The organism is Polaromonas sp. P1_F6, from assembly GCF_056405695.1.
In genome coordinates, this window is record NZ_JBFUBQ010000001.1 from 516,205 (window position 1) to 541,947 (window position 25,743).

Genomic DNA, 25,743 nt, shown 5'->3' on the forward strand with positions numbered 1-25,743 from the left:
GGCCGCCAGCGATCAGCCGCCTGTGGATTCCTTGACGATGACCCAGCGATCACCGGCCTTGGCCATCTCCAGCGTCTTGCGGCTGGAAATATTGATGGAGTCGGCGCTGTAGTCCTGCTTGAACCTGGCCGTGGCCTTGGCGCCCTGTACGGCGATGGCCAGGTCGGAGAGCTTCACGCTGATGCGTGACTTGCCGACGATGCGCGCGCGGCGGTCTTCTTCCCAGGCCTTGCGTGCCTGCTTGCCGGGAGGCGCAAAGTTCTGGCCGTAGCTGCTGAGGTAGCCGTTCATGTCCTTGTCGGACCAGGCCTGAGCCCAGCTGCGCACGGCTGCTTCGACTTCTTTTTCGGTGCCTGCGGCGGCAGCCGGTGCTACGGGTGTTGCCGGTGGCGCGGCAGGAGCAGGCGCTGCGGCCACCGGGGCTGCCGGCGCTGGCTTGGCAGCCGCTGCGGGAGCCGCAGGGGCCGTTGTGGCCGGGCCAGACGTCGGTGCGCCGGCAGCCGGCTTGGTCGGGCTTTTTGATTCGGCGGAGAACAGGGTGCGGATCAGTGCCAGCTTGGGCGGAACGGCAGCGTTGCCGCCGTCGAGTTGCAGGGCCTTGCTGTAGGCCTGGCTGGCGAGCCTGGCGTAGACGTCGCCCAGGTTTTCATGTGCGGTGGCGTAGCTGGGGTTGGTCCGGATCGCCATTTCAAGCGCCGCCCGGGCCTTGTCGAACTGGCTCTGGCCGGCATACAGCACGGCCATGTTGTTGTAGGGCTCAGGCAGCTCGGGGTAGTCTTCGGTGATTTTGGTGAAGGTCGCGATCGCGTCGCTGGTCTTGCCGGTTTCGGTCTGGATCACGCCCTTGAAGAAACGCATTTGCGGGTCGCGCGGCTTGCTGGCGAGGTACTGGTCAACCTTGGCCTGCGCCTCGGCATACTGGCCGGCACGCATCAGGCGGCTGACGTCGGCGTAGTCGTCGGCATGGGCAACGGACACCGACAGGGTGACCGCCACGGCCAGCATGCGCAGGGCGGCGGACAGCGGATTGCGTGTAAGGAAGTTTGGCGTGGGCATGGCACTCTCGCGATTTGTTTTAAAGCCCCCGGTGCTGTTTTGGCAGCCGTTGGGCGGAAAGTCAACATAAACAGCCAGGCTTTTCAGGGCGCTCCGGGAGCCGCTGAACGTTGTCCGACGGGCTGGATATACTGGGCGATTGTAACTGAGGGGGGTATAGTTCATGGCCCCCAGAATCCCGTACTTTCCGTTTTTATCGCACGTTTTCGCGTGTACGCCGAATGGCCCTTGCCCGCCCGCGGCGTCCGTGAGATAAAGCTTCTTTCCTTTGCCTGACCACCGGCTGCTTCCGGCCGATGCCAGGCTTCGCAGCATAATTTTCATGAGCCTTCGCATTTACAACACGCTGTCGCGTGCCGTGGAAGAATTTTCCCCGCTTGATCCCGGCCATGTGCGCATGTATGTGTGCGGAATGACGATTTACGATCTCTGTCACATCGGCCATGCGCGCATGATGATGGCGTTCGACGTGGTGCAACGCTGGCTCAAGGCAAGCGGCCTGAAGGTTACGTATGTGCGCAACATCACCGACATCGACGACAAGATCATCAAGCGGGCGGTTGAGCGCGGCATCACCATCCGCCAGCTGACCGACGAGATGATCGCGGCCATGCACCAGGACATCGGCGCGCTGGGCATAGAGCCTCCATCGCTGGAACCCCGTGCGACTGAGTACGTGCCGCAGATGCTGGGCATGATCGCCACGCTGGAGGAAAAAGGCCTGGCCTACAAGGGCTCCACCGGTGACATGAATTACGCGGTGCGCAAGTTTCCCGGCTACGGCAAGCTCTCGGGCAAGTCACTCGACGAGCTGCGCGCCGGCGAGCGCGTCGCTGTGCTCGACGGCAAGGAAGACCCGCTGGACTTTGTGCTCTGGAAAAGCGCCAAACCCACCGAGCCCGACGACGCCAGGTGGGACAGCGCCTATGGCCCCGGCCGTCCAGGCTGGCACATCGAGTGCTCGGCCATGTGCCGCGGCACGCTGGGCGAGACCTTCGACATTCACGGCGGCGGCGCGGACCTGCAGTTTCCGCACCACGAAAACGAGATCGCCCAGAGCGAGGCGGCCAACGGTAAGCCGCTGGCCCGCTTCTGGGTGCACAACGGTTTTGTGCGCGTCGACAACGAAAAAATGTCCAAGTCGCTGGGCAACTTCTTCACCATCCGCGAAGTACTGGCCAAATACGATGCCGAAACCGTGCGGTTCTTCATCGTTCGCGCCCACTATCGCAGCGCCCTGAATTACAGCGACGCCCACCTGGACGATGCGCGCAACTCGCTCAAGCGGCTTTATACGTCGCTGGATCTCGTCAAGCCGGCAGCGCTGCCGACCGACTGGGCGCACCCGTTTGCGCAGCGCTTCAAGGCGGCCATGGACGAAGACTTCGGAACGCCGGAGGCCGTGGCAGTGTTGTTTGAGCTGGCGGGTGAAGTCAACCGGACGGGCTCTGCCGAACTCGCAGGGCTGTTGAAAAACCTGGGCGGCTGCCTGGGCCTGCTGCAGGGCGCGCCTGGGGCCTACCTTCAGGCAGGCGCCGGCCTTGACGACGCCAGCGTCCAGCAGCTGATCGCGCAGCGGGCAGCTGCGAAGCTGGCAAAAGATTTCGCCGAAGCCGACCGTATCCGCAAGGACCTGCTGGCCAAAGGCATTGTGTTGAAGGATTCGCCCGCCGGCACCACCTGGGAGGTGCAATCGTGAGGGTCCGGGTTGTTTTTTCACCCTGTTTTTCAAGCCATTTCGGCCTCCAGACCAATAAGGACCGGCGCAAGCAGCTATGAAAAAGATAGTGAAAAGCGGCCCGGGCAGCGCCGAGCTGGCCGACGTTCCCGAGCCGGCCACCACGGTGCCCGAGTATTGGGCCGATGCCTGCAAACACCTGGTGAAAAAAGACCGCGTGATGAAGCGGCTGATTCCCTTGTTCGGCGACGCCTGCCTGCAAACCCGCGGCGATGCCTTTGGCACCCTGGCGCGCAGCATCGTGGGCCAGCAAATTTCGGTCAAGGCGGCGCAAAGTGTCTGGGCCAAATTTTCGGCGTTGCCGAAAAAAGTGACGCCTGCCAATGTGCTGCGCCTTAAAGTTGACGACATGCGCGCGGCCGGGCTGAGCGCCCGCAAGGTCGAATACCTGGTGGACCTGGCGATCCACTTTGACGCCGGCACCGTCCACGTCAAAGACTGGGCGGCGATGGACGATGAGGCCATCATCGAAGAATTGGTGGCCATTCGCGGCATCGGCCGCTGGACGGCCGAGATGTTTTTGATTTTTTACCTGATGCGACCGAATGTCCTGCCGCTGGACGATGTGGGGCTGATCACCGGCATCAGCCAGAATTACTTTTCGGGTGAATCCGTCAGCCGAAGCGACGCGCGAGAGGTGGCCGCCGCCTGGTCGCCTTACTGCAGCGTGGCAACTTGGTATATTTGGCGCTCTCTGGACCCATTACCGGTTCTGGGTACCCCCACGGGTACCGAGCAAATTTAAGTTTCATGAAGCCCTGAGGAGCAGCACATGGCGAAGAAGACCTTCCTCGATTTCGAGCAACCGATTGCGGAGCTTGAAGGAAAAATTGAAGAACTGCGCTACGTACAGACCGAGTCGGCTGTCGATATCTCTGAAGAAATCGACCAGCTGGCCAAAAAGAGCCAACAGCTCACCAAAGACATCTACAGCGACCTCACGCCCTGGCAGATCACCAAGATCGCCCGCCACGCGGAACGTCCCTACACCCTGGATTACGTCAACGAAATCTTCACGGATTTTGTTGAGTTGCACGGCGACCGGCATTTTGCCGACGACCTGTCCATCGTGGGCGGCCTGGCGCGCTTCAACGGCACCGCCTGCATGGTGCTGGGCCACCAGAAGGGCCGCGACACCAAGGAACGCGGCCTGCGCAACTTCGGCATGAGCAAGCCCGAGGGCTACCGCAAGGCCCTGCGCCTGATGAAAACTGCCGAGAAGTTCAAGCTGCCGGTGTTCACCTTTGTCGACACGCCCGGCGCTTACCCCGGCATTGACGCCGAAGAGCGCGGCCAGTCCGAGGCCATCGGCCGCAACATCTTTGAGATGGCGCAGCTCGAAGTGCCCATCATCACCACCATCATCGGCGAAGGCGGCTCCGGCGGCGCGCTGGCCATCTCGGTGGCCGACCAGGTGGTCATGCTGCAGTATTCAATCTACTCTGTCATCAGCCCTGAAGGCTGCGCGTCCATCCTCTGGAAAACCTCCGACAAGGCGCAGGAAGCCGCCGAGGCGCTGGGCATCACGGCGCACCGGCTCAAGGCCCTGGGCGTGATCGACAAGATCGTGAACGAACCCGTGGGCGGCGCCCACCGCGACCACAAGCAAATGGCCGCTTTCCTGAAACGTGCGCTCAACGACGCCTTCCGCCAGGTCAGTGACCTGAAGGTCAAGGAGCTGCTCGACCGCCGCTACGAGCGCCTGCAAAGCTACGGCCGCTTCACCGACACCAAGGCCGACGCCGGCAAGTAAGGCGCCCCGGCACAAGCTGGAGCGACAAGACCATGGTGCGCCCCCGTATCGGTCCTTACAGTGCCGAGGAAGAGCAAGCCCTGGCGAAGTTGCGCCGGCGATTTTGGTTGACCTCTGCCGCGCTCTATGCGATTTTTCTGTCGGTCATGTTCGGTTTCGTTCCACGCGAGCTTGCCGCCGAGCCGCTGGCGGTTTCCTTTATGGACTCGATGGCCCATGTCGTGCCCATGCTGGACCAGTTGCCTAAGACTCCTGGTTATGACCCTTTTCTGCGTTTTTACTACGCGGTGCTCTGGCTGATTTCGCCTGTTGCCGGCCTTGTGGGCTTGTGGGCTGGGCTGGACTATCTAGTCAAGCATGACCGCTACGCGCGAATCAAGAGCCCGAACCGTATGTTGGTCTGGAGCCTGCTGTTCTGGTGTTTCCTGCTGGTTTTTGCTGCCATCTGGCCTGTTGCGGACGGTGGGGTGCCCTCCTGGCGGGACCATGGTTTGGTCTCGAGTATTTTTGGCATAGCGCTACGCGGCGTCTACCTCCTGTGGTGCTGGTTCGCCATCGGTGGCACGCTCGGGGTGCTATGGGTGCGTGCCAGGATTGACCGGGAAAGATTCGCCGAAGCCAAGCCATGAATGACAGCGCCGTGATCGCCGCTGCGATTTCCCAATTTCAACCTGCTTTGCCGCTGGCCGTTGCGCTCAGCGGCGGCGCCGATTCTGTCGCCTTGCTGGTAGCCTGCGCCGAGAAATGGCCGGGGCAGGTTCACGCCATTCATATTCATCACGGCTTGCAGGCGGCGGCCGACGACTTTGAGCAGCACTGCGTTGCCCTCTGCGCGCAGCTCAATGTGCCGCTAATCGTCCAGCGTGTGGACGCCCGTCATGCTTCTGGCGAGAGTCCGGAAGACGCGGCGCGCAAGGCACGTTATGCGGCGTTTAAGGCTGCAGCCCAGGAAGGATATGCGCAAGCAGCTATTAAAAACATAGCAATTGCCCAGCACGCCGATGACCAGGTGGAAACCATGCTGTTGGCGTTATCACGCGGCGCGGGGCTGCCCGGGCTGGCCGCCATGCCGGCGAGATGGGAGCGTGACGGCATGACCTATTACCGTCCGCTGCTGACGGTGCCCGGGGCATTGCTGCGCGATTGGCTGGTGACGCGCGGCATCACCTGGGTGGAAGACCCGACCAACACCGACGAGCAGTTCACACGCAACCGCATCCGGGCCCGCCTGCTGCCCGCGTTGGCGCAAACCTTTCCGCAGTTTCGTGAAACCTTTGCACGCAGCGCGCGTCACGCGGCCCAGGCGCACGGGTTATTGGTCGAGGTGGCACAGCAAGACCTGGTTGTCGTGGGAACCCCCCCGGTGATCAAATCCCTGCAATCCCTGTCACAGCCGCGGCAGGCCAATGTGCTGCGTTATTGGCTGACGCTGCAACAAGCCACTCCCAGCGCAGCACAGCTCGACCAACTGCTCCTGCAAATCGCCGCCTGCACCACGCGCGGGCACCAGATCCACCTCAAGGTGGCGACCGGGCATGTCACGCGCACTGGCCAGGTGCTGAACTATGCGGCTGCAGGGGATAAGGCGAGCTAACCAGGTAGTAGTCCCTAGGTATAATTGAAGGCTTTGCTGGCGCGAAATCGCCGTTAAAAGCCCTCAAACGGGCGCTTTTACACAGGTTCCCGGCAAAAAATCCGCAACAACTCCTGATTGACATCCTGCAATGGCATTGATCGTTCATAAATACGGCGGCACGTCGATGGGCTCCACCGAGCGCATCCGCAATGTCGCCAAGCGCGTGGCCAAGTGGGCGCGGGCCGGCCACCAGATGGTGGTCGTTCCCAGTGCCATGAGCGGCGAAACCAACCGTTTGCTCGGCCTGGCCAAAGAACTGGCACCCGCCAGGACAAGCGATGCTTATGGCCGCGAGCTTGATGCGCTGGCCGCTACCGGCGAGCAGGCTTCCAGCGCACTGCTGGCCATTGCGCTGCAGGCCGAAGGCATGCCGGCCGTGAGCTACGCCGGCTGGCAGGTCACCATCAAGACCAACAATGCCTACACCAAGGCCCGCATCGAGTCCATCGACGGTGAGCGCGTACGCGCCGACCTGGACGCCGGCAAGGTCGTCATCATCACCGGCTTCCAGGGCGTGGACGAGGCCGGCAACGTCACCACACTCGGCCGCGGCGGCTCCGACACTTCGGCCGTGGCCATTGCCGCGGCGCTCAAGGCGCACGAATGCCTGATTTACACCGACGTCGACGGCGTTTACACCACCGACCCGCGCGTGGTGCCTGAGGCGCGCCGCCTGCACACCGTGAGCTTTGAAGAGATGCTGGAGATGGCCTCCATGGGCTCCAAGGTGCTGCAGATCCGCTCGGTGGAATTTGCCGGCAAATACAAGGTGCCGCTGCGTGTGCTGTCCAGCTTCACCGAATGGGACATCGACATCAACGAAGAAGCCAAGTCAGGCACTTTGATCAGCTTTGAGGAAGACGAAAACATGGAACAAGCCATCGTATCGGGCATCGCTTTCAACCGCGATGAAGCCAAAATTTCCGTGCTCGGCGTACCCGACACCCCGGGTATCGCGTACCAGATCCTGGGCGCCGTGGCCGATGCCAACATCGAAGTCGACGTGATCATCCAGAACGTCAGCAAGGACGGCAAGACCGACTTCAGCTTTACGGTTCACCGCAACGATTACTCCAAAGCCATCGACCTGCTGAAAACCCAGGTGGTGCCCAAGCTGGGCGCGCAGGAAGTCACCGGCGACGCCAAGATCTGCAAGGTCAGCATCGTCGGTATCGGCATGCGCAGTCACGTGGGCATCGCCAGCAAGATGTTCCGCGTGCTGAGCGAAGAGGGCATCAACATCCAGATGATTTCCACCAGCGAAATCAAGACCTCGGTCGTCATCGACGAGAAATACATGGAGCTCGCCGTGCGGGCCCTGCACAAGGCTTTTGACCTGGACCAGCCCGCCACCTGAAAATGGCTGAGAAGTCGTGAGATAATCGATTTATTGGAAACGTGACCGAGTGGCCGAAGGTGCTCCCCTGCTAAGGGAGTATGGGGTGTAGAGCCTCATCGAGGGTTCGAATCCCTCCGTTTCCGCCAAGACTACCGACTCTCTCCCGCATGGGGCAGAGTCGGTTTTTTTKCGCCGGATTTCTGCGATTGTTTCAAGAATGGGTAACCTTGCTTTCAACGCGAAGCGTCCGTCGCGCTGTTACCTTGCCACGCTCTTGGACTCAAGCTTTTCCAGGTCAGATACCTGGCACGGGCATGAAAATCAATCAACGACCACGCAAATATGGCCGTCCATTTTTCTTTGCTACGGCACGGGAGGACTGCTGTCCGCCAGCTCGACTTCCACGTCATAGATTTCGGTGATTTTCCAGTGCGAACCGTCATGGCTTGCCTGGCCGAGTACTTTTACAAGGAATGAACTGCGCTGCTTCTCCGTCTGCAGTGTGATTTCGCAGATGAAGTCGAGCTTTTCGGGACCGTCGGGAAGCGCCCCAAGGAGTTGATAACCAGCCCGGCTGAACCTGCCCTCTTTTCTTCGCTGCCGTAATTTTTCAATCTCAGGCGTGTGAAGAACGAGGGCAGTGAGGTGGTCGATAAGTTCATCGATCACTACCTGCGGGTTTATTTTCATGTTGTATGTGAGCTCTTCTAGGAATCTCCTGATTATCGATCTTTAGTATTACATTTTTCTATCTCTGTTGTAACCAATCTCTAGTTAATACGGCATTTCGTTTTCAATAATTTCATCAATTGCAATAGAAAATTCGTCGGAACCAACGTTTTTGTTAAGCGCCAAACCCCGGCAATAGACTGCAGGCTCTCATGCCCGACCTCTTTACCTTGGTGACAGCGTTGCCGTTTGAGAATGTGTTTCCCCGCAACGCAAAAAAGTCGCCCGGAGGCGGCCAACTATGTTGTCTCGTGTTCTCAAGCTGGCGTGGCCAAAGAAGCCGCCAATTGACCGGCCTTTGCCACGATGGCTTCGCGTTCCTCCAGGGGCTTTGGGCTCCCGGTCAAATACACCGTGATCACCACAGGCGCGCATCCCGCAGGCCACAAAACGCCGATGTCGTTGGTGGTGCCATGGGCGCCTGTACCCGTCTTGTCGCCAACCGGGCAGTCCCGCGGCAGCAGGGCGCGCAATCGCCGGTCGGATGTCTTGCTGGCGATCAGCCACTGGCGCATCTGCTGGCGCGAGGTGTCTGACAGCGCATTGCCCAGCACGATTTTTTGCACGGTGCCCAGCATGGCGGCAGGCGTAGTGGTGTCGCGTGGATCGCCGGGCGTGGCTTCATTCAGCGCGGTTTCAATGCGATCCAGTCGTGTCATGCGGTCACCGAGCGAGCGCGCGTAGTCGGTCAGGCCCTTGGGCCCGCCGAAGCTGGCCAGCATCAGGTTGGCGGCCGTGTTGTCGCTGACGGTGATAGTGGCTTCGCACAACTCCGCGAGCGACATGCTGCCACCGGCTCTTGGCCCGGTGACCGGTGAATGGGAAACCAGTGCCGCGCCGTCAACAGGCAGCAGGCGGTCCAGCCGTTCCTTTCCGGTGTCTACCCGGTGCAGCACCAGCGCAGCGGCCAGCAGCTTGAAGGTGCTGCACAGGGGGAAGCGTTCCGCCGCGCGGTGTCCATGCTGCACGCCGGTACCGGTGTTGAGGATGGCAACACCGAGCCGGCCGCCGCTTTCCCGTTCAAGGGCTTTGAGCCGCCCGATGACCGAACTTGAATCAGCGGCTTGCGGTGCGCCGCTCATACCCCATAAATTCTGGGCATGAGCTGAAACCATGCCCGCCGCTATGAAGCTTCCCAGTGCGCCGGTAAATTGTCGTCTCTGCATCATTTTTACTCTCGGGTTGGTATGAAAACGGTAACGATATTGAAGGGCTGCAATTCCGGCAAACGGGAATAATCGAGGCAACTCATAAGTAAATCTTGGGCTTGAACAGATGCATCTTCCTTTGAACGCCTTGCGCGCCTTTGAGGTGTCCGCGCGCCACCTGAGCTTTACACGGGCCGCAGACGAGCTGAACGTCACGCAAACCGCGATCAGCCAGCACGTTAAAAACCTGGAGGAACGCATGGGCGTTCCCCTGTTTCGGCGGCTTCCGCGCGGCCTTGCCCTGACCGACGAGGGCCAGGCACTGTTGCCCGCGCTGTCGGAATCGTTCGGCCGCATCGGCGCGTTGCTGGAGCAATTCCGCGATGGCCGCTTTAGGGAGGTACTGAGCGTCGGGGCTGTCGGGACTTTTGCCGTGGGCTGGCTGATCCCCCGTCTGGCGGCGTTCCAGCAGGTCCACCCTTTTGTTGATTTCAGGTTGTTCACCAACAACAACCGCGTGGACCTGGCCGGCGAGGGCCTGGACTACGCCATACGCTTTGGCGACGGCGCATGGCACGGCACCGAAGCCGACCTGCTTTTTCCCTCGCCGCTGTCACCCGTTTGCTCTCCTGTAACGGCTTCCCGTCTGCGAGAACCTGCTGATCTGGCCGGTGAGGTGCTGTTGCGCTCTTACCGGTCCGATGAATGGGTGAGCTGGTTTGCCCTGGCCGGTGTGGACTGCCCGGTGGTCAGGGGGGCGGTGTTTGATTCGTCCCTGACCATGGCGGAAGCTGCCGCGCAGGGCGCCGGCGTTGCCTTGCTCCCGGTGAATCTGTTTACGCGAGAGCTGCACGAAGGGCGCCTGGCAAGGCCGTTTCCACTGGAAATTGAAAACGGCAGTTACTGGCTGACCCGGCTCAAATCCCGGCGCGTGACGGGGGCCATGGGCGTTTTTCGTGACTGGATCACCCGCACATGCTGCGCACGATAATTGCTGTGCCGAGCCTGCACCATCCCGCCTGAACACGCACCACGGAATCACCCATGCGCCTGCGCCACATCGAAGTCTTCAACGCGGTCATGCTCACCGGCAGCGTCAGCGGGGCGGCCCGCCTGATCAATGTCACCCAGCCCGCCGTCAGCCGCATCCTGCAGCATGCCGAGCTGCAGCTGGGTTTTGCCCTCTTCCAGCGCAGCAAGGGCCGGCTGACGCCGACCTCCGAAGCGTTGACGCTGTACCCGCACATCGAGCGGCTGTTTGCCCAGCTCGATGAAGTGCAGCGCCTGGCGGCCAACTTGAAAACCGGCGAAAGCGCCAGGGAACTCCGCATCCTGACGGTGCTGGCGCTCAGCTACGAAATCCTGCCCCACGCGATCAAGCTCTTTCGGGTCAAGCATGCTGACGTGGCGATTACCGTGCGGGCGTTGCATTCGCCGCAAATTATCTCGGCGCTGGCGCTACAGGAGGGGGATGTCGGTTTCCTTTTCAGCCCGGCAGCGCATTCGGCGCTGGCACAGGAACACCTGGCCGACGGCCGCATGGTGTGCGTGGCGCCCAAGGGCATGCTGCCTGCGCGCCTGGTCAAGCGTGGCAGTGTCACGCTTGAGGACCTCACCAAGGTACCGGTCGTCGGGCTTGATGTGATGGACCCGGTGGGCCGCAGCCTCAACCAGGCCTGCCGCGAGGCAGGGGTGGGCCTCGAATTCCATATCACCGTGCAGACCTACCACTCGGCGCTGGCGCTGGCCCACCACGGGCTGGGCATTGCGGTGATTGACACGTGCACAGCGGCGTCCGCCGATCTGACGCGTGTGGACCTGCTGGAACTGGAACCCTTGATCCCGGTGCCGATCAATGCGCTGTTGCCCGCAGGCAAACCCGGCTCGGTCATCGTGCGGTCATTTGTGAAGTGTTTTCAGCAAGCCCTGACGCAGCGCGCTTCAACTCCCGCGTTGCGCAAAGCCTGAAGGTCAGCGCTCCAGCATGCGGCTGATGCGCTGCGCAGAGCCGAACGCCAGGGTGAAACCCAGGGCGCCATGCCCGGTGTTGAACAACAGGTTGGCCGGGCCTTTGGCATGCGTGCCAATGACCGGCAGCCCGGTGGGAGTAGCAGGGCGCATGCCGGCCCAGGGGTTCAGGGTTTCAAAGTGGCTGCAATCCGGAAACACTGTCTGCGTCGACGCTTTCAGCGAAGCAATCTGTGCCGGGTCGACGGCGGTGTCGTAGCCCGAAAGCTCGGCCATGCCTGCCACGCGCAGGCGCGAACCGATGCGGGCAAATACCACCTTGCGGGCGCTGTCGGTCACGCTCACCTGCGGTGCTGCGCCATCGCCAGGTGCGACGTCCACCGTGATGCTGTAACCCTTCAGCGGGTAGACCGGAAGGTGCACACCTAGCGTGCGTGCCATGCGCGCAGACCCGGCGCCCATCGCCATCACATAGCGGTCGGCTTCGAGATGGCCTTGCGGCGTCGCGACAGCTGCAACCAGGTTGCCGCGCACAACCAGTTGCTCGACGGGTGTGTCCAGCAGGAAGCGCACGCCTTCCCGGCGCAGCACCGCGAACAAGCCATCGCAGGTCTTCTGGCAGTCGGCCGCACACTCGCCTGGTGTGTAGATGGCGCCGGCGATTTGTCCGTGGCGGTTTTTGAGCGCGGGCTCGATCTCCACGCAGCGGTCGGCGCTGACCGCCTCCTGGGTACTGCCCAGTTCACGTTGCAGCAACATCTGCCGGCGCGCTGCAGCGAACGCGGCATCGCTGGCGTACAGCACCAGCTTGCCCGTGGCCGAGAAATCGCAATCCAGTTTTTCTTCGGCCATCATCGCGTCAAAAGACTGGCGGCTGAGCGCCGCCAGCGACAGCAAATGGCTGGTGGTGTTGCGTGAGGTCTTGCTGTTGCAGGCCGCCAGAAACTGCGCGCCCCACAACCACTGGCGCACATCCAGGCGAGGCCGCAGCTTCAACGGGGAAGAGGGCGACAGCAGCAGCTTGGGAAGCTGCCGCCAGATGGCGGGATCTGCCAGCGGCTGCACGTAGGAGTAGCTCAGTTGTGCGCCGTTGCCGCCGCTGGCGCCGCTGCCGGGGCTGGCGCGGTCCACCACTGTCACCTCGTGGCCGGCCCGCCGCAAGCTGTAGGCGGTTGCCAGTCCCACGATTCCTGCACCGAGCACACACACATGCATAGAAGCCTCTTTGTTCCCTGAAAGAGCGCCACTTTACGCAGTGGGTACAGGTTTGAACAATGCTGAATGCGCGAGGGTCATGACGTGTGGTTATGCCCTCCTGCGAAGGGTGGCCGAAGGGATTCTGGGTAAACCATGAGTTTTGGTCATGGGTTTGCCGCGAAAATGAATGACACGCCAGACGCTGCTGTTCCTACACTAGCGATGCCAGCTTCCCGAAACTACCAACCCACCGCCCCCCCCCGAAAGGACAAGCATGAAATTCACTATCCTCATGACCGCCGTGCTGCTGACAGCCGGCCTGGCCACCACTGCCGGCGCGCAAACGGTGCCGACCCTGAAAAAGATCGCCGACAGCAACAAGATCACCGTGTCCTATCGCGAAGCTTCGGTGCCTTTCAGCTACCTGATCGGGTCCAAAACCTCGGTGGGTTTTTCGGCAGAACTGACAGAAGCCATCATTGACGACATTCGCAAGAAGGTGAAAAAACCCAATCTCGAAGTCGCCTACATGCCCGTGACCTCGCAAAACCGCATCCCCTTGCTGGTCAACGGCACCTACGACCTCGAGTGCGGCTCGACCACCAACAACAGCGCGCGTGGCAAGGACGTGGCATTTGCCATCAACCACTTCTATACCGGCACCCGCCTGCTGGTCAAAAAATCATCCGGCATCAAGAACTACGCCGACCTGGCCAAAAAGACGGTGGCCAGCACGACCGGCACCACCAACGCGCAAGTGATCCGCAAGTACAGCGCCGACAAAAAGCTCGACATGCAGCTCATCTTGGGCAAGGACCACGACGATTCGCTGCTGCTGGTCGAGAGCGATCGCGCCCTGGCTTTTGCCATGGACGACATCCTGTTGTTCGGCCTGATGGCCAACTCCAAGAATCCGGCGTCGCTGGAAGTGGTGGGTGATTCGCTGCAGGTGGAGCCCTATGCCTGCATGCTGCGCAAGGACGACCCTGAGTTCAAGAAGCTGGTGGACGGCACGATCATCCGCCTGATCAAGTCCGGCGACTTTGCCAAGATGTACGCCAAGTGGTTCACCTCACCCATCCCGCCAAAGGGCGTGAACCTGAACCTGCCGATGAGCGAAGAGCTGAAGGCCAACCTCAAGGCGCTGAGCGACAAGCCGGCCATGTAAGCACCAGACGGGGAGCGCCTGCGCGCCGCTCCCCGTCCTGCTTTCACAGCTGCCGCGCCCGATCGGGTCCGCAGCTTCTCCTCCCCCAGAAATCCCCAACCCGGAGCCTTTGGCGCCAGTGGGTGGGTGCGCGCCTTGAATTTTGTTTTGGAGTTTGAGCCATGAGCAGCACTGAAAGACAGGCCCTGCACAGAGCCCATGTGGTCGGCATCCTGGGCGGCATGGGCCCGGCGGCCGGCGCGGACTTTGCGCGGCTGTTTGTCCAGGCGTGCGCGGATCACATGCGGTCGCTGCAGATTCCCGTGTCTGACCAGGCATTCCCCGAGCACTGGCTGGCCCAGGTGCCGGTGCCGGACCGCAGCAACGCGCTGGGTTCACCGGGGCCGGGCGGCCATCAGCCCCTGGATCCCATGTTGCAAGCAATGGGGAAACTCGCCGCGTTAGGTGCCACCACTGTCGCGGTGGCGTGCAACACGGCCCATGCGTGGCACGCCGAATTGCAGGAGCGCTTTCCCCAGCTTGAAGTGCTGCACGTGGCGCGTGAGGTCGCGCAAAACCTGGCCGGCCGCGGGGTAGGGCAAGTAGGTTTGCTGGCGACCGAGGGTACGTACCGGGCGGGCCTCTACGACCAGGCCTTGCGCCAGGCGGGGCTGCAATGCCACATTCCTTCCGTTGAAGAGCGTGAACGCCTGATGCGCGGCATCTATGAGGGCGTGAAAGCCGGCAACATGGCTTTGGCGCGTGAATGTTTTGCAGGCGTGGCCAGCGCGCTTGCAGGGCGGCACGGTCTTTCAGTGCTGGTTCTGGGCTGCACCGAGATTCCGCTGGCACTCAGCGCGGTGCCTGGCATGGATTCACTTGAACTGGTGGATCCGGCGGCCCTGCTGGCGCGGGCGCTGGCGCAGCGAGCGTATGCCTGAGCGTTCATCACCATCCTGCATGGCTCAGAACAGCCAATTTTTGAATCAAATAGGCCTCTAGTCCAATGGGAATGTGCGCGAGTAGCTATAAAAATGATAGCGAAAACGGGGCAGTTTCCCAGTCTCTCAATCGGCTGATGCGCTCCAGCGGTTGTCCCAGGCCTTGTCGAGCGTGCGCCGGTCGCGTTTGGTGGGGCGTCCATGTTCCTGGCTGCCGGCCGGATCGGCTGCCACCCGGCGCTGCTCGGCGGCCTCGGCTTTGAGGCGCAGGCTTTCTTCGGTTTCTTCGTAGAGCTGCTGGGCCACCGGCGCTGCGCCTCGCAGCTTGCTGATGCCGCGCACCATCAGGGTACGGGTGTAGGGGCCCTGCCGCAGTGTCACGGTGTCGCCGGATTTGACTTCACGCGCGGGCTTGGCTTCGATGCCGTTGATGCGTACGCGGCCCTTGTCAATTTCTTCCACTGCCAGGGCGCGGGTCTTGTAGAAGCGGGCGGCCCACAGCCACTTGTCGATTCGCAATTTGTCCATTGGGGCCTATTCTGTACCAAGGCATGGGGCGCTGTGTAGGATCGCGCCGCGTTTGGATCGTGAACAGGTTCTCACGTCGTGGGCAGGCGTACCGTGGCGTCCAGGCCCGTCACACGGCCGTGCACGACGCGGTTTTCCAGCGTAATGCTGCCATGCATGGTTTCGGTGATCTCGCGGCAAATGGCCAGGCCCAGCCCGGAGCCGTGGCGCACGTTGCCTGCGGAAAAAGGCTGGTAGAGCCGCGCCGACAACTCTGCCGACACCCCCGGCCCGCTGTCGCTGATGGTCATGGCGACAACGCTTGCATCGCGCACAATGCGCACCGTCAGCGTGCCGCCGGCCGGCGTATGCTTGATGGCGTTGTGCAGCAGGTTGCGCGTGAGTTCGCCCAGCATCCATTCATGCGATGTGACGCGCGCCGGCACGGTTTCTATCTCGAAATCGATGTCCTTCTCGGCAATCAGGGGCGAGAGGTCCAGCGCCACAGAGCGCACCACCTGCGCCAGGTCGATGGCCTGCAGGTCAGCCTGCTGGCGCAATTGCTCCACCTTGGCCAGCGCCAGCATCTGGTTGGCCAGGACGGTGGCGCGGTCCACCGTCTGGTTGATTTCCGCCAGCGCGTCACGGGCATCCATGTCGCCGCGCAGTGCGGATTGCACCTGTACCTTGAGCACCGCCAGCGGTGTGCGCAGCTGGTGGGCCGCATCCCGGACAAAGCGCTTCTGGTTGTCCAGCAGGTGCTGCAGCCGGCCCATAACCTCGTTGGTGGCATCCACCAGCGGCAGAAGTTCGCGGGGCGCATCGGGCGCGGTAATTGCCGTCAGGTCGCCTTCGGGACGGGCCTGCAGCTCGGCGCTGAGGCGCCGTACGGGCCGGGTGGCGCGCTGCACCACGACGATCGCCACCAAGGCGATCACCGCCAGCAGCAGGGCCTGGCGCCACAACGTGTCGAACAGGATTTTGCGGGCCAGTGTTTTGCGCAGTTCCAGGGTTTCGGCCACCTGGATTACCGCCATGGCGCGGCCTTTTGCACTGGACACGGGCTGGAGCAGAACCGCGACCCGCACATCGTCGCCCATGAAGACGTCGTCATAAAAATCCACCAGCGCCGAATAGGGGGGCCGTGCCGGGATGCGCCCGTGCCAGAACGGCAACTCCGAAAAACCGGACACCATGCTGCCGCCGAGGCTGGAGACCCGGTAAAAAAGCCGGCTCTGGTTGTCAGCTTCAAAAGCTTCCAGCGCCGCGTAGGGCACTGTGACGCGCAGCTCGGACTGCTCGTCGTAGCCCGTAACATCGAGCTGCTCGCCGATGGATTTGGCAGAAGCCAGCAGCGTACGGTCATAAGCCGTGTTCACCGCGCCCAATGCCTGCTGGTACAGGCTGAAGGTGTTGGCCACTACCAGCAGGCCCACCGGCAAAAGAATGCCGATGAGCAGGTATCTGCGCAGGGAGATGGCGCTTGCGCCGGGTTTTGTTTCGGGTGCTGCGGGGGGAACTGCCTGAACGTCCTGTCGCGGCTGCGGGGAGCTCATGCATCCACTTTCAACAAATAGCCCAGGCCGCGCAGCGTGACCAGCGTGACGCCGGTTTGCGCCAGTTTCTTGCGCAGGCGGTACACCACCACTTCCACCGCCTCGTATTGCACGTCCGCCTCGCCGGGAAACACCAGCTCGAACAAGCGCTCTTTTGACACTGCATGGCCGGGTTTGGCGATCAGTGCCTGCAACAGCGCCAGTTCACGGGGCGTCAGCTCCAGCACCTGGTCGCGGTGGTAGATGGCCCCGCTGTCTTTTTCATAGCGCAACTCGCCCACGATCTGTGCGCCGGCGTCGTTTTCCATGGGAAGGGCGGTTGCCGCACGCCGGCGGCTCAGGGCACGCAGGCGTGCTTCCAGCTCATCGAGGTCGAAGGGTTTGGGCAGGTAGTCGTCGGCCCCGGTGTTCAGGCCCATGATGCGGTCACCTACCGTGCCGCGAGCGGTCAGGATCAGCACCGGTGCGGCAAGACCCTTGAGACGTGCCTGCTCGAGCACCTGCAAGCCGTCCATGCCGGGAAGGCTGAGGTCCAGCACCACCACATCGGGCTGGGTGTCCGTCCATTGCGCCAGCGCCTGGCGGCCGTCGGTGCAGCTGAAAACCTCCATGCCGCGGCGGCCCAGTGCTCGCTGCAGCGCGGCCTGCATCGAGGCATCGTCTTCGATCAGTAACAATTTCATGGGGGGCAACATGTTAGGGCCTGTTAACACTATGTTTGCAAGATGCGTTGCGAGTCAAAAAGGCCTTGAGCAAGGCGCAAAACGCAGGCGGGGTGGACCCCGTCAAGGCTTTGCAACGCCGCGCAAGGCTTTTTTGATCGCAACCCGGAGGGAATGGGGTGAGAAAGCCGCCACTCGGCGTTGCGCTCCTAGCCCAGACGAAGGTCTGGGCGTCGTCACGCGCCTTGATTGGCGGCTTTCTCACCCCATTCGCATTTGCAAACATAGTGTTAACAGGCCCTAGACATTAGCACTTTCCCCAATACTTGCGGACAGCCGTTTGACAGAAACGAAGCGCATGATAAGCCCGTGGTCGGCTGGATACCTTCGCCAGCCCGGCAAGCTCAACAATTTCATATTCCTATTTTCAAGGAGACATTCATGCGTCGCGATACCTTCCTCAAATCCCTGGCTGCCATGGCGGCCGCAGGCGCCTTGCCCCTGCCGGCTTTCGCCGCCGCCAACGTGAAGATGATGATTCCCGCCAATCCCGGCGGCGGATGGGACACCACGGGCCGCGCCCTGGGCAAGGCCCTGACGGACTCCAAGGCCGCCGACACCGTGACCTACGACAACAAGGGCGGCGCCGCCGGTGCGCTGGGCCTGGCCCAGTTCGTCAACGGTTCCAAGGGTGACCCTAATGCCTTGATGGTGATGGGCGCCGTGATGCTGGGCGGCCTGATCACCGGCAAACCGCCGGTCAGCCTGTCGCAGGCCACCCCGATTGCACGCCTGTCCAGCGAATACAACGTGTTTGTGCTGCCCGCGAATTCGCCGTTCAAGTCCATGAAGGATGTGGTCGAGCAGCTCAAGAAAGATCCCGGCAGCGTCAAGTGGGGCGGCGGTTCCCGCGGCTCCACCGAGCACATCGCGGCCGCCATGATCGCGCAAAAGGTCGGCGCCGATCCCTCGAAGATCAACTATGTGGCTTTCCGCGGCGGCGGTGAGGCCACGGCAGCCATCCTGGGCGGCAACGTCACGGTGGGCGGTAGCGGCTACAGCGAATTTGCCGAGTACATCAAGGCCGGCAAGATGAAAGCCATTGCGGTGACTTCGGGCAAACGCCTCCCCGGTGTGGATGTTCCGACGCTCAAGGAGCAGGGCATCGACGTCGAAATCGGCAACTGGCGCGGTGTCTACGGCGCGCCCGGCATCACGGACGCACAGCGCAAAGCGCTGACCGACATGGTGCTGGCCGCGCTCAAGTCGCCCGCCTGGGCCGAGGCCGTCAAGAAAAACGACTGGACTCCCGCAGTACTGACAGGCGAGGCATTTGCCAAGTTTGTGGACGACGATTTTGCGGCGCTGCGCGCCACGATGGTCAAGTCCGGCATGGTCTGAGCTTCCGCGTTTTTACGCTTCCCACGCTTCGCGTACCAGCGGCACGCGGTTCCGTCAAATTTGATGAAAATTTGACGAAAGGCCCGCGTGCCCCCAGACTGCTCATGTCTGGCCAACCTTCCCCGCCTTTCGGGAACTATAACGATGACAACTTCAGATCCCTCGGCCGTCTGGCCGCAAACTCTGGTCGGTGCCGGTGTGCTGCTGACCGGCCTGGCGCTGGCCTTTGGTGCGATCAGCATTTCTTCCGAGGCAGGTTATGGCGGTGTAGGCCCCAATTTCCTGCCCTGGGTGGTGTCGGTGGGCCTCGCCATTTGTGGCGCCTTCATCATCTGGGAGGCGCGCAGTGGCGGCTTTCGGGACCTGGACCTGCCTTCGGGTGCGGCGCAGGCCTACTGGCCGGGTTTTGTATGGGTCTCGGCGGGCTTGTTGCTTAATGCCGCCCTCATCACCACCATCGGTTTTATTCTGAGCTGCACGCTGTGTTATTTGCTGGCTGTGCAAGGCCTGCGCCGTGCGGGTGGCCAGGCAAGCGTCAATGCGCCGCTTACCTGGGTCACCGATTTTGGGGTGGGTTTCGCGATTTCTGCGCCGGTGTTCTGGATGTTCACGAAATTCCTGGCGATTAATCTGCCGGGCCTGACCAGCACGGGGTGGATCTGATGGATATTTTCAATGCCCTGATGGCGGGTTTCGCGACAGCGATCACGCCGGTTAATTTGCTCTGGTGTCTGGTGGGTTGTGCTCTCGGCACAGCGGTGGGTGTGCTGCCCGGCATCGGCCCGGCGGTGGCGGTGGCGATGCTGCTGCCCATTACCGGCAAGGTCGATATCACGGCCTCGATGATCTTCTTCTCAGGCATTTACTACGGCGCGATGTATGGCGGATCGACCACGTCCATCCTGCTGAACACGCCTGGCGAAACCGCCAGCATGGTGACGGCCATGGAGGGTAACAAGATGGCCAAGAGCGGGCGCGCGGGCGCGGCACTGGCCACGGCTGCTATCGGCTCGTTTGTGGCAGGCACCATTGCCACCGTCATCGTCACGCTGTTTGCGCCTTTTGTGGCCGAGTTCGCAGTCAAGCTGGGTCCACCGGAATACTTCCTCTTGATGCTGCTGGCCTTCACCACGGTGAGTGCGGTGTTGGGCAAAAGCACCTTGCGCGGAATGACGGCGCTGCTGGTCGGCCTGGCCGCAGGCTGCGTGGGACTCGACCAGATCTCCGGCCAGGGGCGCTATACCGGCGGCATCCCGGAACTGCTGGACGGCATTGAAATCGTGTTGGTGGCGGTGGGCCTCTTTGCGGTTGCCGAAGTGCTCTATGGGGTGCTGTATGAAGGCCGCATGGTGGAAGAGCAGAACAAGCTCAGCCGCGTGCACATGACCAAGGCGGACTGGAAGCGGTCGATCCCCGCCTGGTTGCGTGGCACGGCCATCGGCACGCCCTTCGGGTGCATCCCGGCGGGCGGCACCGAGATCCCGACCTTCCTGAGCTATGCAACGGAAAAGAAGCTGGCCCAAAACCAGCCGCACAGTGCGGAGTTCGGCACCAAAGGCGCCATCGAAGGCGTGGCCGGCCCCGAGGCTGCCAACAATGCGACCGTGACGGCTGCGCTGATCCCGCTGCTCACGTTGGGCATACCGACCTCCAACACCACGGCGATCTTGCTGGGCGCGTTCCAGAACTACGGCATCCAGCCCGGTCCGCAACTGTTCACCACGTCAGCCGCCCTGGTGTGGGCGCTGATTGCTTCGCTTTACATCGGCAACGTGATGCTGCTGGTGCTGAACCTGCCCATGGTGGGCCTGTGGGTCAAACTGCTGAAAATTCCCAAACCGCAGCTGTACGCGGGCATCCTGATTTTTGCGACGGTGGGCGCATACGGCATGCGGCAAAGTGCATTCGACCTCTTTTTGCTGTACGCCATCGGCCTGCTCGGTGTGCTGATGCGACGCTTTGACTTTCCGACCGCCCCTGTGGTGGTGGGCATGATCCTTGGCCCGCTGGCTGAGGCTCAATTGCGCAATGCCATGTCGATTGGCGAAGGCAGCCCCGCCGTGTTTTTCCAGCGCCCCATGTCGATCACGCTGGTCGTGATTGTGGTTGCGGTGCTGGTGCTTCCGCGTATGGCTAAATACTGGAAGGCGAAAAAACCTGCAAGTTGAGTTTTATTACTAAAAGGAGATGACATGCTGAACATCAAACGACGCACCGCATTGGGTGGGCTCGCCGGGTTGGGCCTGACCACATTGGGCAGTACATTCCCTGCATTGGCGCAATCCGCCAAGGCAGCGGCAGCTGTCGCTTCTCCAAAAGGTAAGGCCGCCAAACTAACTTCGAAACTGCGCATTGTGATACCGGCCAACGCCGGCGGGGGCTGGGACCAGACCGGCCGTGCGCTGGGTACGGCCTTGCTGGGTGTCGGCGCCGCTGACGAGATTGAATACGAAAACAAGGGCGGCAAGGGCGGCACCATCGGCCTGGCTTATTACGCCGAAAAATACGGCAACGATCCCAACACCCTGTTGATGGGCGGTATGGTCATGGTGGGCGCGGTTGCCTTGCAAAAACCCGCGGTCGACATGACTCGCATCCAGCCGATAGCCCGCCTGACCAGTGACTACCTCGTGGTGGTGGTGGCTGCCAGCTCGCCGATCCGTACCGTTGCCGATCTTGCCAGCCGGCTGCGCACCAACCCCAAAGACGTGCCGATCGCCGGCGGGTCGGCCGGTGGTGTGGACCACGTGTTTGCAGGGGTGTTGACCCGAGCCTCCCAAAGCAAACCGGAAGAACTGGTGTATTTGCCTTTCGCCGGCGGTGCCGAGGTGGTGCAGGCTGTGCTGGGTGGCAAGGCAGTGGCCGGCATATCGGGCTACAGCGAGTTCAGCGATGAACTCGCCAGCGGAAAATTGCGTGCCATTGGCGTGTCGTCCAAGCGCACGGTTTTTGGCATTCCCTCGATTCGCGAGCAGGGGCTCGATGTGGACATGGCCAACTGGCGTGGCGTGTTTACCGGCCAAAACGTGCCACCCGCCCGCCAGGCCGAAATGGTCGAAGCGGTGAAAGCCGCCGCAGGGTATGAGTCCTGGCAAAAAACACTGAAGCAGAACCACTGGGACTCTTCGCTGCTCTCGGGGCCCGGTTTTGCCAGCTTCATTGACTTTGACCTGACGACCTCGCGAGTCATGGTGCACCTGCTCAAGCTCAAAGCCTGACACTCTGCGGCAGGGTTTTCGGAAGGGGCGACCGCGTGGGTCACCCCTTTTCTTTCTCCGGCATCCATCTGATGGATGGCATGGAAAGTGCTGTACCTGCTGGGGAAGCCGGCAAATGCCGGCCTGTTGCCTGATACATGCCACCACCGCTGGAGAATCTCATGCCGACTGTTCGACGACGTATTTTTCTCGGTGGGCTCTCTTGCCTGGGCGCAGCTGCCGCCGGCGTTGTCCCTGCACCCTTGTGGGCACAGGCTGCCGTGAAGGGCAAGCTTGCGCCCAGGTTGCGCATCGTCATACCAGCCGCCTCGCGCAGCACGCTGGACGAAGCGGGCCGTGCCCTCGGCGATGCCCTGGTCGGTCTGGGCCTGAGCGACGAGATTGAATACGAAAACAAGGAGGGCAACGGCGGCACCACGGGGCTGGCCCTGTATGCCGGCAAGTACGGCTCCGATCCCAATGCGCTTTTCATGGGCGACAGCAACCTGGTCGGCGCAGTGGCTTTGCAAAAACCAGCCGTGGACCTGACCCGGCTCCGCCCGGTGGCCCGCCTGACCAGTGACTACCTGGTGGTGGTGGTCGCTGGCAACTCGCCCATCAAGACCGTCAACGAACTGGCTGAGCGCCTGCGCACCAGCCCCAGGCTGACGCCCATGGCGATTGGTTCTGTTGGGGGTGTGGACCACGTGTTCGCCGGCCTGCTGGCCAAGTCGGCCGGTAGCCGCCCTGAAGACCCGGTGTACCTGCCCTTTGCCCGCAATTTTGAGCTGGTGGATGCGGTATTGACCGGGAAAGCAGTGGCTGGTGTTTCCGGATACGGAACTTTCAGCGCAGAACTGGCCAGCGGCAAGCTGCGCGCGGTGGGTGTGTCATCCAAGAAGACAAGCTACGGTGTGCGGTCCGTGCGAGAGCAGGGGCTGGATCTGGACATGGCGAACTGGCGGGCTGTCTTCACCGGCCAGGGCGTCACGCCCGCGCGCCAGTCGGAGATGGTTGAAGGCGTCAAGGCGTCGCTGGCCTATGAGCTCTGGAAAAAAACGCTCAAGGAAAGTTATTGGGAGCAGTCCTGGCTGTCCGGGGCTGACCTTACCAACTTTATCGACTTTGATACCAAGACCACACAGCTGATGATGCAGCTGCTCAAGCTCAAGGCTTGATAGCCACCGCAAGGAATATGGCTTATTGGGTGGCGCCCAGGGCCCGCGCGCGCTGGCGTGTGCTGGCCAATTCCGCGGTGTCTGCACCGGCTGCCGGCCAGCCTGAAAGATGCTGCTGCGCCAGCTCGGCAAGCCCCGCAATCCATTCATGGCTGTCGTTCAGGCAGGGGATGTAGCTGAACTCCTTGCCGCCCGCGTGCAGGAAAGCCTCGCGGGCTTCCATGTTGATTTCCTCCAGCGTTTCGAGGCAGTCGCCGGTAAAGCCGGGACAGATTACATCGACGCGCCCGACACCTGCCTTTGCCAGGGCCACCAGTGTGGGCTCGGTGTACGGCTCAAGCCATTTGGCCTTGCCAAAGCGCGACTGGAAGGTCACCTTGTACTGCGCAGGCTGCAGGTTCAGTTGGGTGGCCAGCAGCCGGGCGGTTTTATGGCATTCGCAGTGATACGGGTCGCCCAGCTTCAGGGTGCGTTCGGGTACGCCGTGAAAACTCATCACCAGTTGTTCGCCGCGGCCGGCGGTGCGCCAGTGTTCGCGCACGCGTGCCGCCAGCGCGCTGATATAGCCGGGATGATCGTGGTAGTGGTTGACAAAGCGGAACTCGGGGATGCGGCGTATGCGCGCCGCCCAGGTGTAGACCGCATCAAAGACGCTGGCGGTGGTGGTGCCGCTGTATTGCGGATAGGCCGGCAGGATGAGGATGCGCATGACGCCGTCGGCCTTGAGCTGGTCAAGCTGCGAGGCGATGGATGGATGGCCGTAACGCATGGCGTAACGCACCTCGACGGGCAGTCCGCGCACTGCCAGGTAACCGCGCAGCATGACAGCCTGCTTTTGCGTCCACACCCGCAGCGGCGAGCCTTCCTTCATCCAGATGCTGGCGTACTTGGCCGCGGACTTTTTGGGCCGCACGCGCAGGATGATTCCGTGCAGGATCAGCCACCAGAGCGCTCTGGGGATCTCCACCACGCGCGGGTCGCTTAAAAACTCCGCGAGGTAGCGGCGCAATGCCGGTGCCGTCGCCTCATCGGGCGTACCCAGGTTGCAGAGCAGGACGGCCGTGCCGCAGGCCGTGGGCGTGGCCGGCGCTGCACCGTGCGTGAAGGGGGGCTCAGGGTTGAAAGGTGTGAGGATGCGCGAGCGAAAAGACATGGGTTATTCTCGCCTATCCCATTGACGCTGCCTATGCTTGACCTGTCCACCATAAAAGCCATCACACTTGACCTCGATGACACCCTGTGGCCCATCTGGCCTGCCATTGAAAGGGCCGAGAAAGCACTGGACGACTGGCTCAGCCAGCATGCACCGATGACCGCGGCGCTGTTCTCCAATCCGGCGGCGCGCCATGAGATCCGGGAGCACGTCACACGCTCGCGCCCGGAGCTCAAATACAACCTGAGCGCGATACGCCGGGAGGCGATACGGGTGGCGCTGTACCGCTCCGGCGAAGACCCGTTGCTGGCGGAAGCCGCGTTCAACGTCTTCTTTGAAGAGCGCAACCGGGTCACCTTGTTTGAAGACGCGGTGCTGGCGCTGGAATTCCTGTCCGGGCGTTACCCGCTGGTGGCGGTTTCCAACGGCAACGCGGACGTCGAACGAATCGGTATAGGCCGCTATTTCAGGGCGGCCATCAGCGCCCAGCAGTTCGGTGTGGGCAAGCCCGACCCGCGCATTTTTCATGCGGCAGCTGGGGCCGTGGAGGTGCAGCCCCAGGAAGTATTGCATGTGGGTGACGACGCCACGCTGGACGTGCTGGGCGCGCTTAATTGCGGCATGCAGACGGTGTGGGTGAATCGCTCCGACCAGATGTGGGCACACCCCGCGGTGCCGCACGAAACAGTGACCACGCTGACCGAGCTGTGCGATTTGTTCCCGCGCTGAACGGGTTGACTTTCAGGAGGCGCTTTCCATGACACTCAAAATCTACGGCACAGCTGCCTCACGCGCAGCGCGCCCCCTGTGGGCAGCGCAGGAAATGGGCCTGACCTATGAGCACGTTGCGTTGCCGTATGTGGGTGGCGCCACGCGCACGCCGGAATTTCTCGCCATCAACCCGAACGGCCGCATCCCGGTAGTGGACGACGATGGGGTTCTGGTCTGGGAGTCCATGGCCTGCGTGCTTTACCTGGCCGAGCGATTCAAAAAAAACGATGCGCCAGGCCTTGCCGCACAGAACCCTGCGGAGCAGGCAGACATCCTGCGCTGGAGCTTCTGGGTGGTGACCGAGTGCGAGAAAGACGCCCTGGCGTTCCTGATGCATCGCATCATGATGCCGGCAGAGCGCCGCAAGCCCCAGTTGGCCGAGGACGCCGAGCGGCATCTGCTGGGCCCACTGCGGGTGCTTGAGCAGCATTTGCAGTCGCGCAGCTACCTGGCGGGTGAACGCTTTACGGCGGCCGATATCTGCGTGGCTTCCGTGCTGGCGTGGATTCAGGGTGCTGCCGGTCTGATGGCGCAATGCCCGGCAGTGGACGAGTGGCTCAAGCGCTGTCTTGCGCGTCCGGCGTACCGTGCAGTGAGATTGATGGCGAAAAGTGCCTGAAACCCTTTGTGGCTTTGCGCAAACAGCTATTTAATTGATAGCAATAC

25 protein-coding genes and 1 tRNA gene are annotated in these 25,743 nt (G+C 62.0%); 18 read left to right on the forward strand and 8 right to left on the reverse strand.

Annotated features, from left to right (window positions below; all coding sequences use genetic code 11):
* Positions 1 to 12: 12 nt before the first annotated feature.
* On the reverse strand, positions 13 to 1,056 hold the full coding sequence (locus AC1DY9_RS02435) for a L,D-transpeptidase Cds6 family protein (RefSeq protein WP_457280267.1): 1,044 nt from the start codon (positions 1,054 to 1,056) through the stop codon (positions 13 to 15).
* A 322-nt stretch (positions 1,057 to 1,378) separates the two neighbouring features.
* On the opposite strand from AC1DY9_RS02435, the gene cysS reads away from it, so the two are divergent.
* From cysS to AC1DY9_RS02470, 7 genes are all read left to right on the forward strand, one after another.
* Entirely contained in the window at positions 1,379 to 2,755 is a 1,377-nt protein-coding gene (cysS, locus tag AC1DY9_RS02440; protein WP_457280268.1) for a cysteine--tRNA ligase, read from the forward strand.
* Positions 2,756 to 2,831: 76 nt separating this feature from the next.
* Positions 2,832 to 3,539, forward strand: coding sequence for a DNA-3-methyladenine glycosylase family protein (locus AC1DY9_RS02445; protein WP_457280269.1), 708 nt, complete (start codon positions 2,832 to 2,834; stop codon positions 3,537 to 3,539).
* A gap of 27 nt (positions 3,540 to 3,566) precedes the next feature.
* Positions 3,567 to 4,547: an acetyl-CoA carboxylase carboxyltransferase subunit alpha gene (locus AC1DY9_RS02450; protein ID WP_092131429.1), complete on the forward strand. Its 981-nt coding sequence runs from the start codon at positions 3,567 to 3,569 to the stop codon at positions 4,545 to 4,547.
* Between the two features lie 32 nt (positions 4,548 to 4,579).
* Positions 4,580 to 5,176, forward strand: coding sequence for a hypothetical protein (locus tag AC1DY9_RS02455; RefSeq protein ID WP_457280270.1), 597 nt, complete (start codon positions 4,580 to 4,582; stop codon positions 5,174 to 5,176).
* Entirely contained in the window at positions 5,173 to 6,141 is a 969-nt protein-coding gene (gene tilS / locus AC1DY9_RS02460) for a tRNA lysidine(34) synthetase TilS (protein WP_457280271.1), read from the forward strand. The genes AC1DY9_RS02455 and tilS overlap by 4 nt, the downstream gene beginning before the upstream one ends.
* 130 nt (positions 6,142 to 6,271) lie before the next feature.
* Complete coding sequence (locus tag AC1DY9_RS02465; RefSeq protein ID WP_477665725.1) at positions 6,272 to 7,540, forward strand: aspartate kinase; 1,269 nt, start codon at positions 6,272 to 6,274, stop codon at positions 7,538 to 7,540.
* 35 nt (positions 7,541 to 7,575) lie between these two features.
* Positions 7,576 to 7,668: transfer RNA gene (locus AC1DY9_RS02470), tRNA-Ser, on the forward strand.
* Between the two features lie 217 nt (positions 7,669 to 7,885).
* On the opposite strand, the gene AC1DY9_RS02475 is transcribed toward AC1DY9_RS02470, so the two are convergent.
* Both AC1DY9_RS02475 and bla read right to left on the reverse strand, forming a co-directional pair.
* Positions 7,886 to 8,212 (reverse strand): hypothetical protein, encoded by a 327-nt coding sequence (locus tag AC1DY9_RS02475; RefSeq protein ID WP_457280273.1) that lies wholly within the window; start codon positions 8,210 to 8,212, stop codon positions 7,886 to 7,888.
* A gap of 296 nt (positions 8,213 to 8,508) precedes the next feature.
* Entirely contained in the window at positions 8,509 to 9,417 is a 909-nt protein-coding gene (gene bla / locus AC1DY9_RS02480) for a class A beta-lactamase (RefSeq protein WP_477666030.1), read from the reverse strand.
* Positions 9,418 to 9,526: 109 nt separating this feature from the next.
* Here bla and AC1DY9_RS02485 point away from each other — a divergent pair, with 109 nt between their 5' ends.
* Positions 9,527 to 10,390, forward strand: a complete 864-nt coding sequence (locus AC1DY9_RS02485; RefSeq protein WP_457280275.1) for a LysR substrate-binding domain-containing protein — start codon at positions 9,527 to 9,529, stop codon at positions 10,388 to 10,390.
* A 53-nt stretch (positions 10,391 to 10,443) separates the two neighbouring features.
* Positions 10,444 to 11,367 (forward strand): LysR family transcriptional regulator, encoded by a 924-nt coding sequence (locus AC1DY9_RS02490; protein ID WP_457306945.1) that lies wholly within the window; start codon positions 10,444 to 10,446, stop codon positions 11,365 to 11,367.
* 3 nt (positions 11,368 to 11,370) lie between these two features.
* On the opposite strand, the gene AC1DY9_RS02495 is transcribed toward AC1DY9_RS02490, so the two are convergent.
* Positions 11,371 to 12,582 (reverse strand): D-amino acid dehydrogenase, encoded by a 1,212-nt coding sequence (locus tag AC1DY9_RS02495; protein ID WP_477665726.1) that lies wholly within the window; start codon positions 12,580 to 12,582, stop codon positions 11,371 to 11,373.
* Positions 12,583 to 12,838: 256 nt separating this feature from the next.
* Here AC1DY9_RS02495 and AC1DY9_RS02500 point away from each other — a divergent pair, with 256 nt between their 5' ends.
* The gene (locus AC1DY9_RS02500; protein ID WP_457280278.1) at positions 12,839 to 13,732 is read left to right on the forward strand and encodes a transporter substrate-binding domain-containing protein; all 894 of its coding nucleotides are present in this window, start codon (positions 12,839 to 12,841) and stop codon (positions 13,730 to 13,732) included.
* Between the two features lie 161 nt (positions 13,733 to 13,893).
* A complete protein-coding gene (locus AC1DY9_RS02505) occupies positions 13,894 to 14,652 on the forward strand; it encodes an aspartate/glutamate racemase family protein (RefSeq protein WP_457280279.1) in 759 nt (252 codons plus the stop codon).
* A 126-nt stretch (positions 14,653 to 14,778) separates the two neighbouring features.
* Here AC1DY9_RS02505 and AC1DY9_RS02510 read toward each other — a convergent pair whose 3' ends face one another.
* From AC1DY9_RS02510 to AC1DY9_RS02520, 3 genes are all read right to left on the reverse strand, one after another.
* Entirely contained in the window at positions 14,779 to 15,180 is a 402-nt protein-coding gene (locus AC1DY9_RS02510) for an RNA-binding S4 domain-containing protein (RefSeq protein ID WP_457280280.1), read from the reverse strand.
* A gap of 71 nt (positions 15,181 to 15,251) precedes the next feature.
* On the reverse strand, positions 15,252 to 16,715 hold the full coding sequence (locus AC1DY9_RS02515) for a sensor histidine kinase (protein ID WP_457280281.1): 1,464 nt from the start codon (positions 16,713 to 16,715) through the stop codon (positions 15,252 to 15,254).
* Positions 16,712 to 17,410 carry a response regulator gene (locus AC1DY9_RS02520; RefSeq protein WP_477665727.1) on the reverse strand — a complete coding sequence of 233 codons (699 nt, stop codon included), beginning with the start codon at positions 17,408 to 17,410 and terminating at the stop codon, positions 16,712 to 16,714. Before AC1DY9_RS02520 ends, AC1DY9_RS02515 begins: the two co-directional genes overlap by 4 nt.
* 408 nt (positions 17,411 to 17,818) lie before the next feature.
* On the opposite strand from AC1DY9_RS02520, the gene AC1DY9_RS02525 reads away from it, so the two are divergent.
* From AC1DY9_RS02525 to AC1DY9_RS02545, 5 genes are all read left to right on the forward strand, one after another.
* Complete coding sequence (locus AC1DY9_RS02525; RefSeq protein WP_457280283.1) at positions 17,819 to 18,778, forward strand: Bug family tripartite tricarboxylate transporter substrate binding protein; 960 nt, start codon at positions 17,819 to 17,821, stop codon at positions 18,776 to 18,778.
* A gap of 144 nt (positions 18,779 to 18,922) precedes the next feature.
* Positions 18,923 to 19,441, forward strand: a complete 519-nt coding sequence (locus AC1DY9_RS02530) for a tripartite tricarboxylate transporter TctB family protein (protein WP_457280284.1) — start codon at positions 18,923 to 18,925, stop codon at positions 19,439 to 19,441.
* Positions 19,441 to 20,946, forward strand: coding sequence for a tripartite tricarboxylate transporter permease (locus AC1DY9_RS02535; RefSeq protein WP_457280285.1), 1,506 nt, complete (start codon positions 19,441 to 19,443; stop codon positions 20,944 to 20,946). Before AC1DY9_RS02530 ends, AC1DY9_RS02535 begins: the two co-directional genes overlap by 1 nt.
* Positions 20,947 to 20,970: 24 nt before the next feature.
* Entirely contained in the window at positions 20,971 to 21,996 is a 1,026-nt protein-coding gene (locus tag AC1DY9_RS02540) for a Bug family tripartite tricarboxylate transporter substrate binding protein (RefSeq protein ID WP_457280286.1), read from the forward strand.
* 161 nt (positions 21,997 to 22,157) lie between these two features.
* On the forward strand, positions 22,158 to 23,153 hold the full coding sequence (locus tag AC1DY9_RS02545; protein WP_477665728.1) for a Bug family tripartite tricarboxylate transporter substrate binding protein: 996 nt from the start codon (positions 22,158 to 22,160) through the stop codon (positions 23,151 to 23,153).
* 22 nt (positions 23,154 to 23,175) lie between these two features.
* Here AC1DY9_RS02545 and hemH read toward each other — a convergent pair whose 3' ends face one another.
* On the reverse strand, positions 23,176 to 24,306 hold the full coding sequence (gene hemH, locus AC1DY9_RS02550; protein WP_477665729.1) for a ferrochelatase: 1,131 nt from the start codon (positions 24,304 to 24,306) through the stop codon (positions 23,176 to 23,178).
* A gap of 33 nt (positions 24,307 to 24,339) precedes the next feature.
* Between hemH and AC1DY9_RS02555 the strand changes: the two genes are divergently transcribed.
* Both AC1DY9_RS02555 and AC1DY9_RS02560 read left to right on the forward strand, forming a co-directional pair.
* On the forward strand, positions 24,340 to 25,035 hold the full coding sequence (locus tag AC1DY9_RS02555; protein ID WP_457280289.1) for an HAD family hydrolase: 696 nt from the start codon (positions 24,340 to 24,342) through the stop codon (positions 25,033 to 25,035).
* 28 nt (positions 25,036 to 25,063) lie between these two features.
* Positions 25,064 to 25,696 (forward strand): glutathione S-transferase family protein, encoded by a 633-nt coding sequence (locus AC1DY9_RS02560; RefSeq protein WP_477665730.1) that lies wholly within the window; start codon positions 25,064 to 25,066, stop codon positions 25,694 to 25,696.
* The last annotated feature ends 47 nt before the right edge of the window (positions 25,697 to 25,743 follow it).

Excerpts from the sequence above, each read along its gene's own strand:
- AC1DY9_RS02500 (WP_457280278.1), top strand. The coding sequence starts at position 12,839 with ATGAAATTCACTATCCTCATGACCGCCGTGCTGCTGACAGCCGGCCTG.
- AC1DY9_RS02540 (WP_457280286.1), top strand. The coding sequence starts at position 20,971 with ATGCTGAACATCAAACGACGCACCGCATTGGGTGGGCTCGCCGGGTTG.
- AC1DY9_RS02510 (WP_457280280.1), bottom strand. The coding sequence starts at position 15,180 with ATGGACAAATTGCGAATCGACAAGTGGCTGTGGGCCGCCCGCTTCTAC.
- AC1DY9_RS02555 (WP_457280289.1), top strand. The coding sequence starts at position 24,340 with ATGCTTGACCTGTCCACCATAAAAGCCATCACACTTGACCTCGATGAC.
- AC1DY9_RS02530 (WP_457280284.1), top strand. The coding sequence starts at position 18,923 with ATGACAACTTCAGATCCCTCGGCCGTCTGGCCGCAAACTCTGGTCGGT.
- AC1DY9_RS02485 (WP_457280275.1), top strand. The coding sequence starts at position 9,527 with ATGCATCTTCCTTTGAACGCCTTGCGCGCCTTTGAGGTGTCCGCGCGC.
- AC1DY9_RS02545 (WP_477665728.1), top strand. The coding sequence starts at position 22,158 with ATGCCGACTGTTCGACGACGTATTTTTCTCGGTGGGCTCTCTTGCCTG.
- AC1DY9_RS02475 (WP_457280273.1), bottom strand. The coding sequence starts at position 8,212 with ATGAAAATAAACCCGCAGGTAGTGATCGATGAACTTATCGACCACCTC.
- AC1DY9_RS02505 (WP_457280279.1), top strand. The coding sequence starts at position 13,894 with ATGAGCAGCACTGAAAGACAGGCCCTGCACAGAGCCCATGTGGTCGGC.
- AC1DY9_RS02520 (WP_477665727.1), bottom strand. The coding sequence starts at position 17,410 with ATGTTGCCCCCCATGAAATTGTTACTGATCGAAGACGATGCCTCGATG.
- tilS (WP_457280271.1), top strand. The coding sequence starts at position 5,173 with ATGAATGACAGCGCCGTGATCGCCGCTGCGATTTCCCAATTTCAACCT.
- AC1DY9_RS02435 (WP_457280267.1), bottom strand. The coding sequence starts at position 1,056 with ATGCCCACGCCAAACTTCCTTACACGCAATCCGCTGTCCGCCGCCCTG.
- AC1DY9_RS02525 (WP_457280283.1), top strand. The coding sequence starts at position 17,819 with ATGCGTCGCGATACCTTCCTCAAATCCCTGGCTGCCATGGCGGCCGCA.
- AC1DY9_RS02515 (WP_457280281.1), bottom strand. The coding sequence starts at position 16,715 with ATGAGCTCCCCGCAGCCGCGACAGGACGTTCAGGCAGTTCCCCCCGCA.
- AC1DY9_RS02495 (WP_477665726.1), bottom strand. The coding sequence starts at position 12,582 with ATGCATGTGTGTGTGCTCGGTGCAGGAATCGTGGGACTGGCAACCGCC.
- cysS (WP_457280268.1), top strand. The coding sequence starts at position 1,379 with ATGAGCCTTCGCATTTACAACACGCTGTCGCGTGCCGTGGAAGAATTT.
- AC1DY9_RS02560 (WP_477665730.1), top strand. The coding sequence starts at position 25,064 with ATGACACTCAAAATCTACGGCACAGCTGCCTCACGCGCAGCGCGCCCC.
- AC1DY9_RS02455 (WP_457280270.1), top strand. The coding sequence starts at position 4,580 with ATGGTGCGCCCCCGTATCGGTCCTTACAGTGCCGAGGAAGAGCAAGCC.
- AC1DY9_RS02465 (WP_477665725.1), top strand. The coding sequence starts at position 6,272 with ATGGCATTGATCGTTCATAAATACGGCGGCACGTCGATGGGCTCCACC.
- AC1DY9_RS02490 (WP_457306945.1), top strand. The coding sequence starts at position 10,444 with ATGCGCCTGCGCCACATCGAAGTCTTCAACGCGGTCATGCTCACCGGC.
- bla (WP_477666030.1), bottom strand. The coding sequence starts at position 9,417 with ATGCAGAGACGACAATTTACCGGCGCACTGGGAAGCTTCATAGCGGCG.
- AC1DY9_RS02445 (WP_457280269.1), top strand. The coding sequence starts at position 2,832 with ATGAAAAAGATAGTGAAAAGCGGCCCGGGCAGCGCCGAGCTGGCCGAC.
- AC1DY9_RS02450 (WP_092131429.1), top strand. The coding sequence starts at position 3,567 with ATGGCGAAGAAGACCTTCCTCGATTTCGAGCAACCGATTGCGGAGCTT.
- AC1DY9_RS02535 (WP_457280285.1), top strand. The coding sequence starts at position 19,441 with ATGGATATTTTCAATGCCCTGATGGCGGGTTTCGCGACAGCGATCACG.
- hemH (WP_477665729.1), bottom strand. The coding sequence starts at position 24,306 with ATGTCTTTTCGCTCGCGCATCCTCACACCTTTCAACCCTGAGCCCCCC.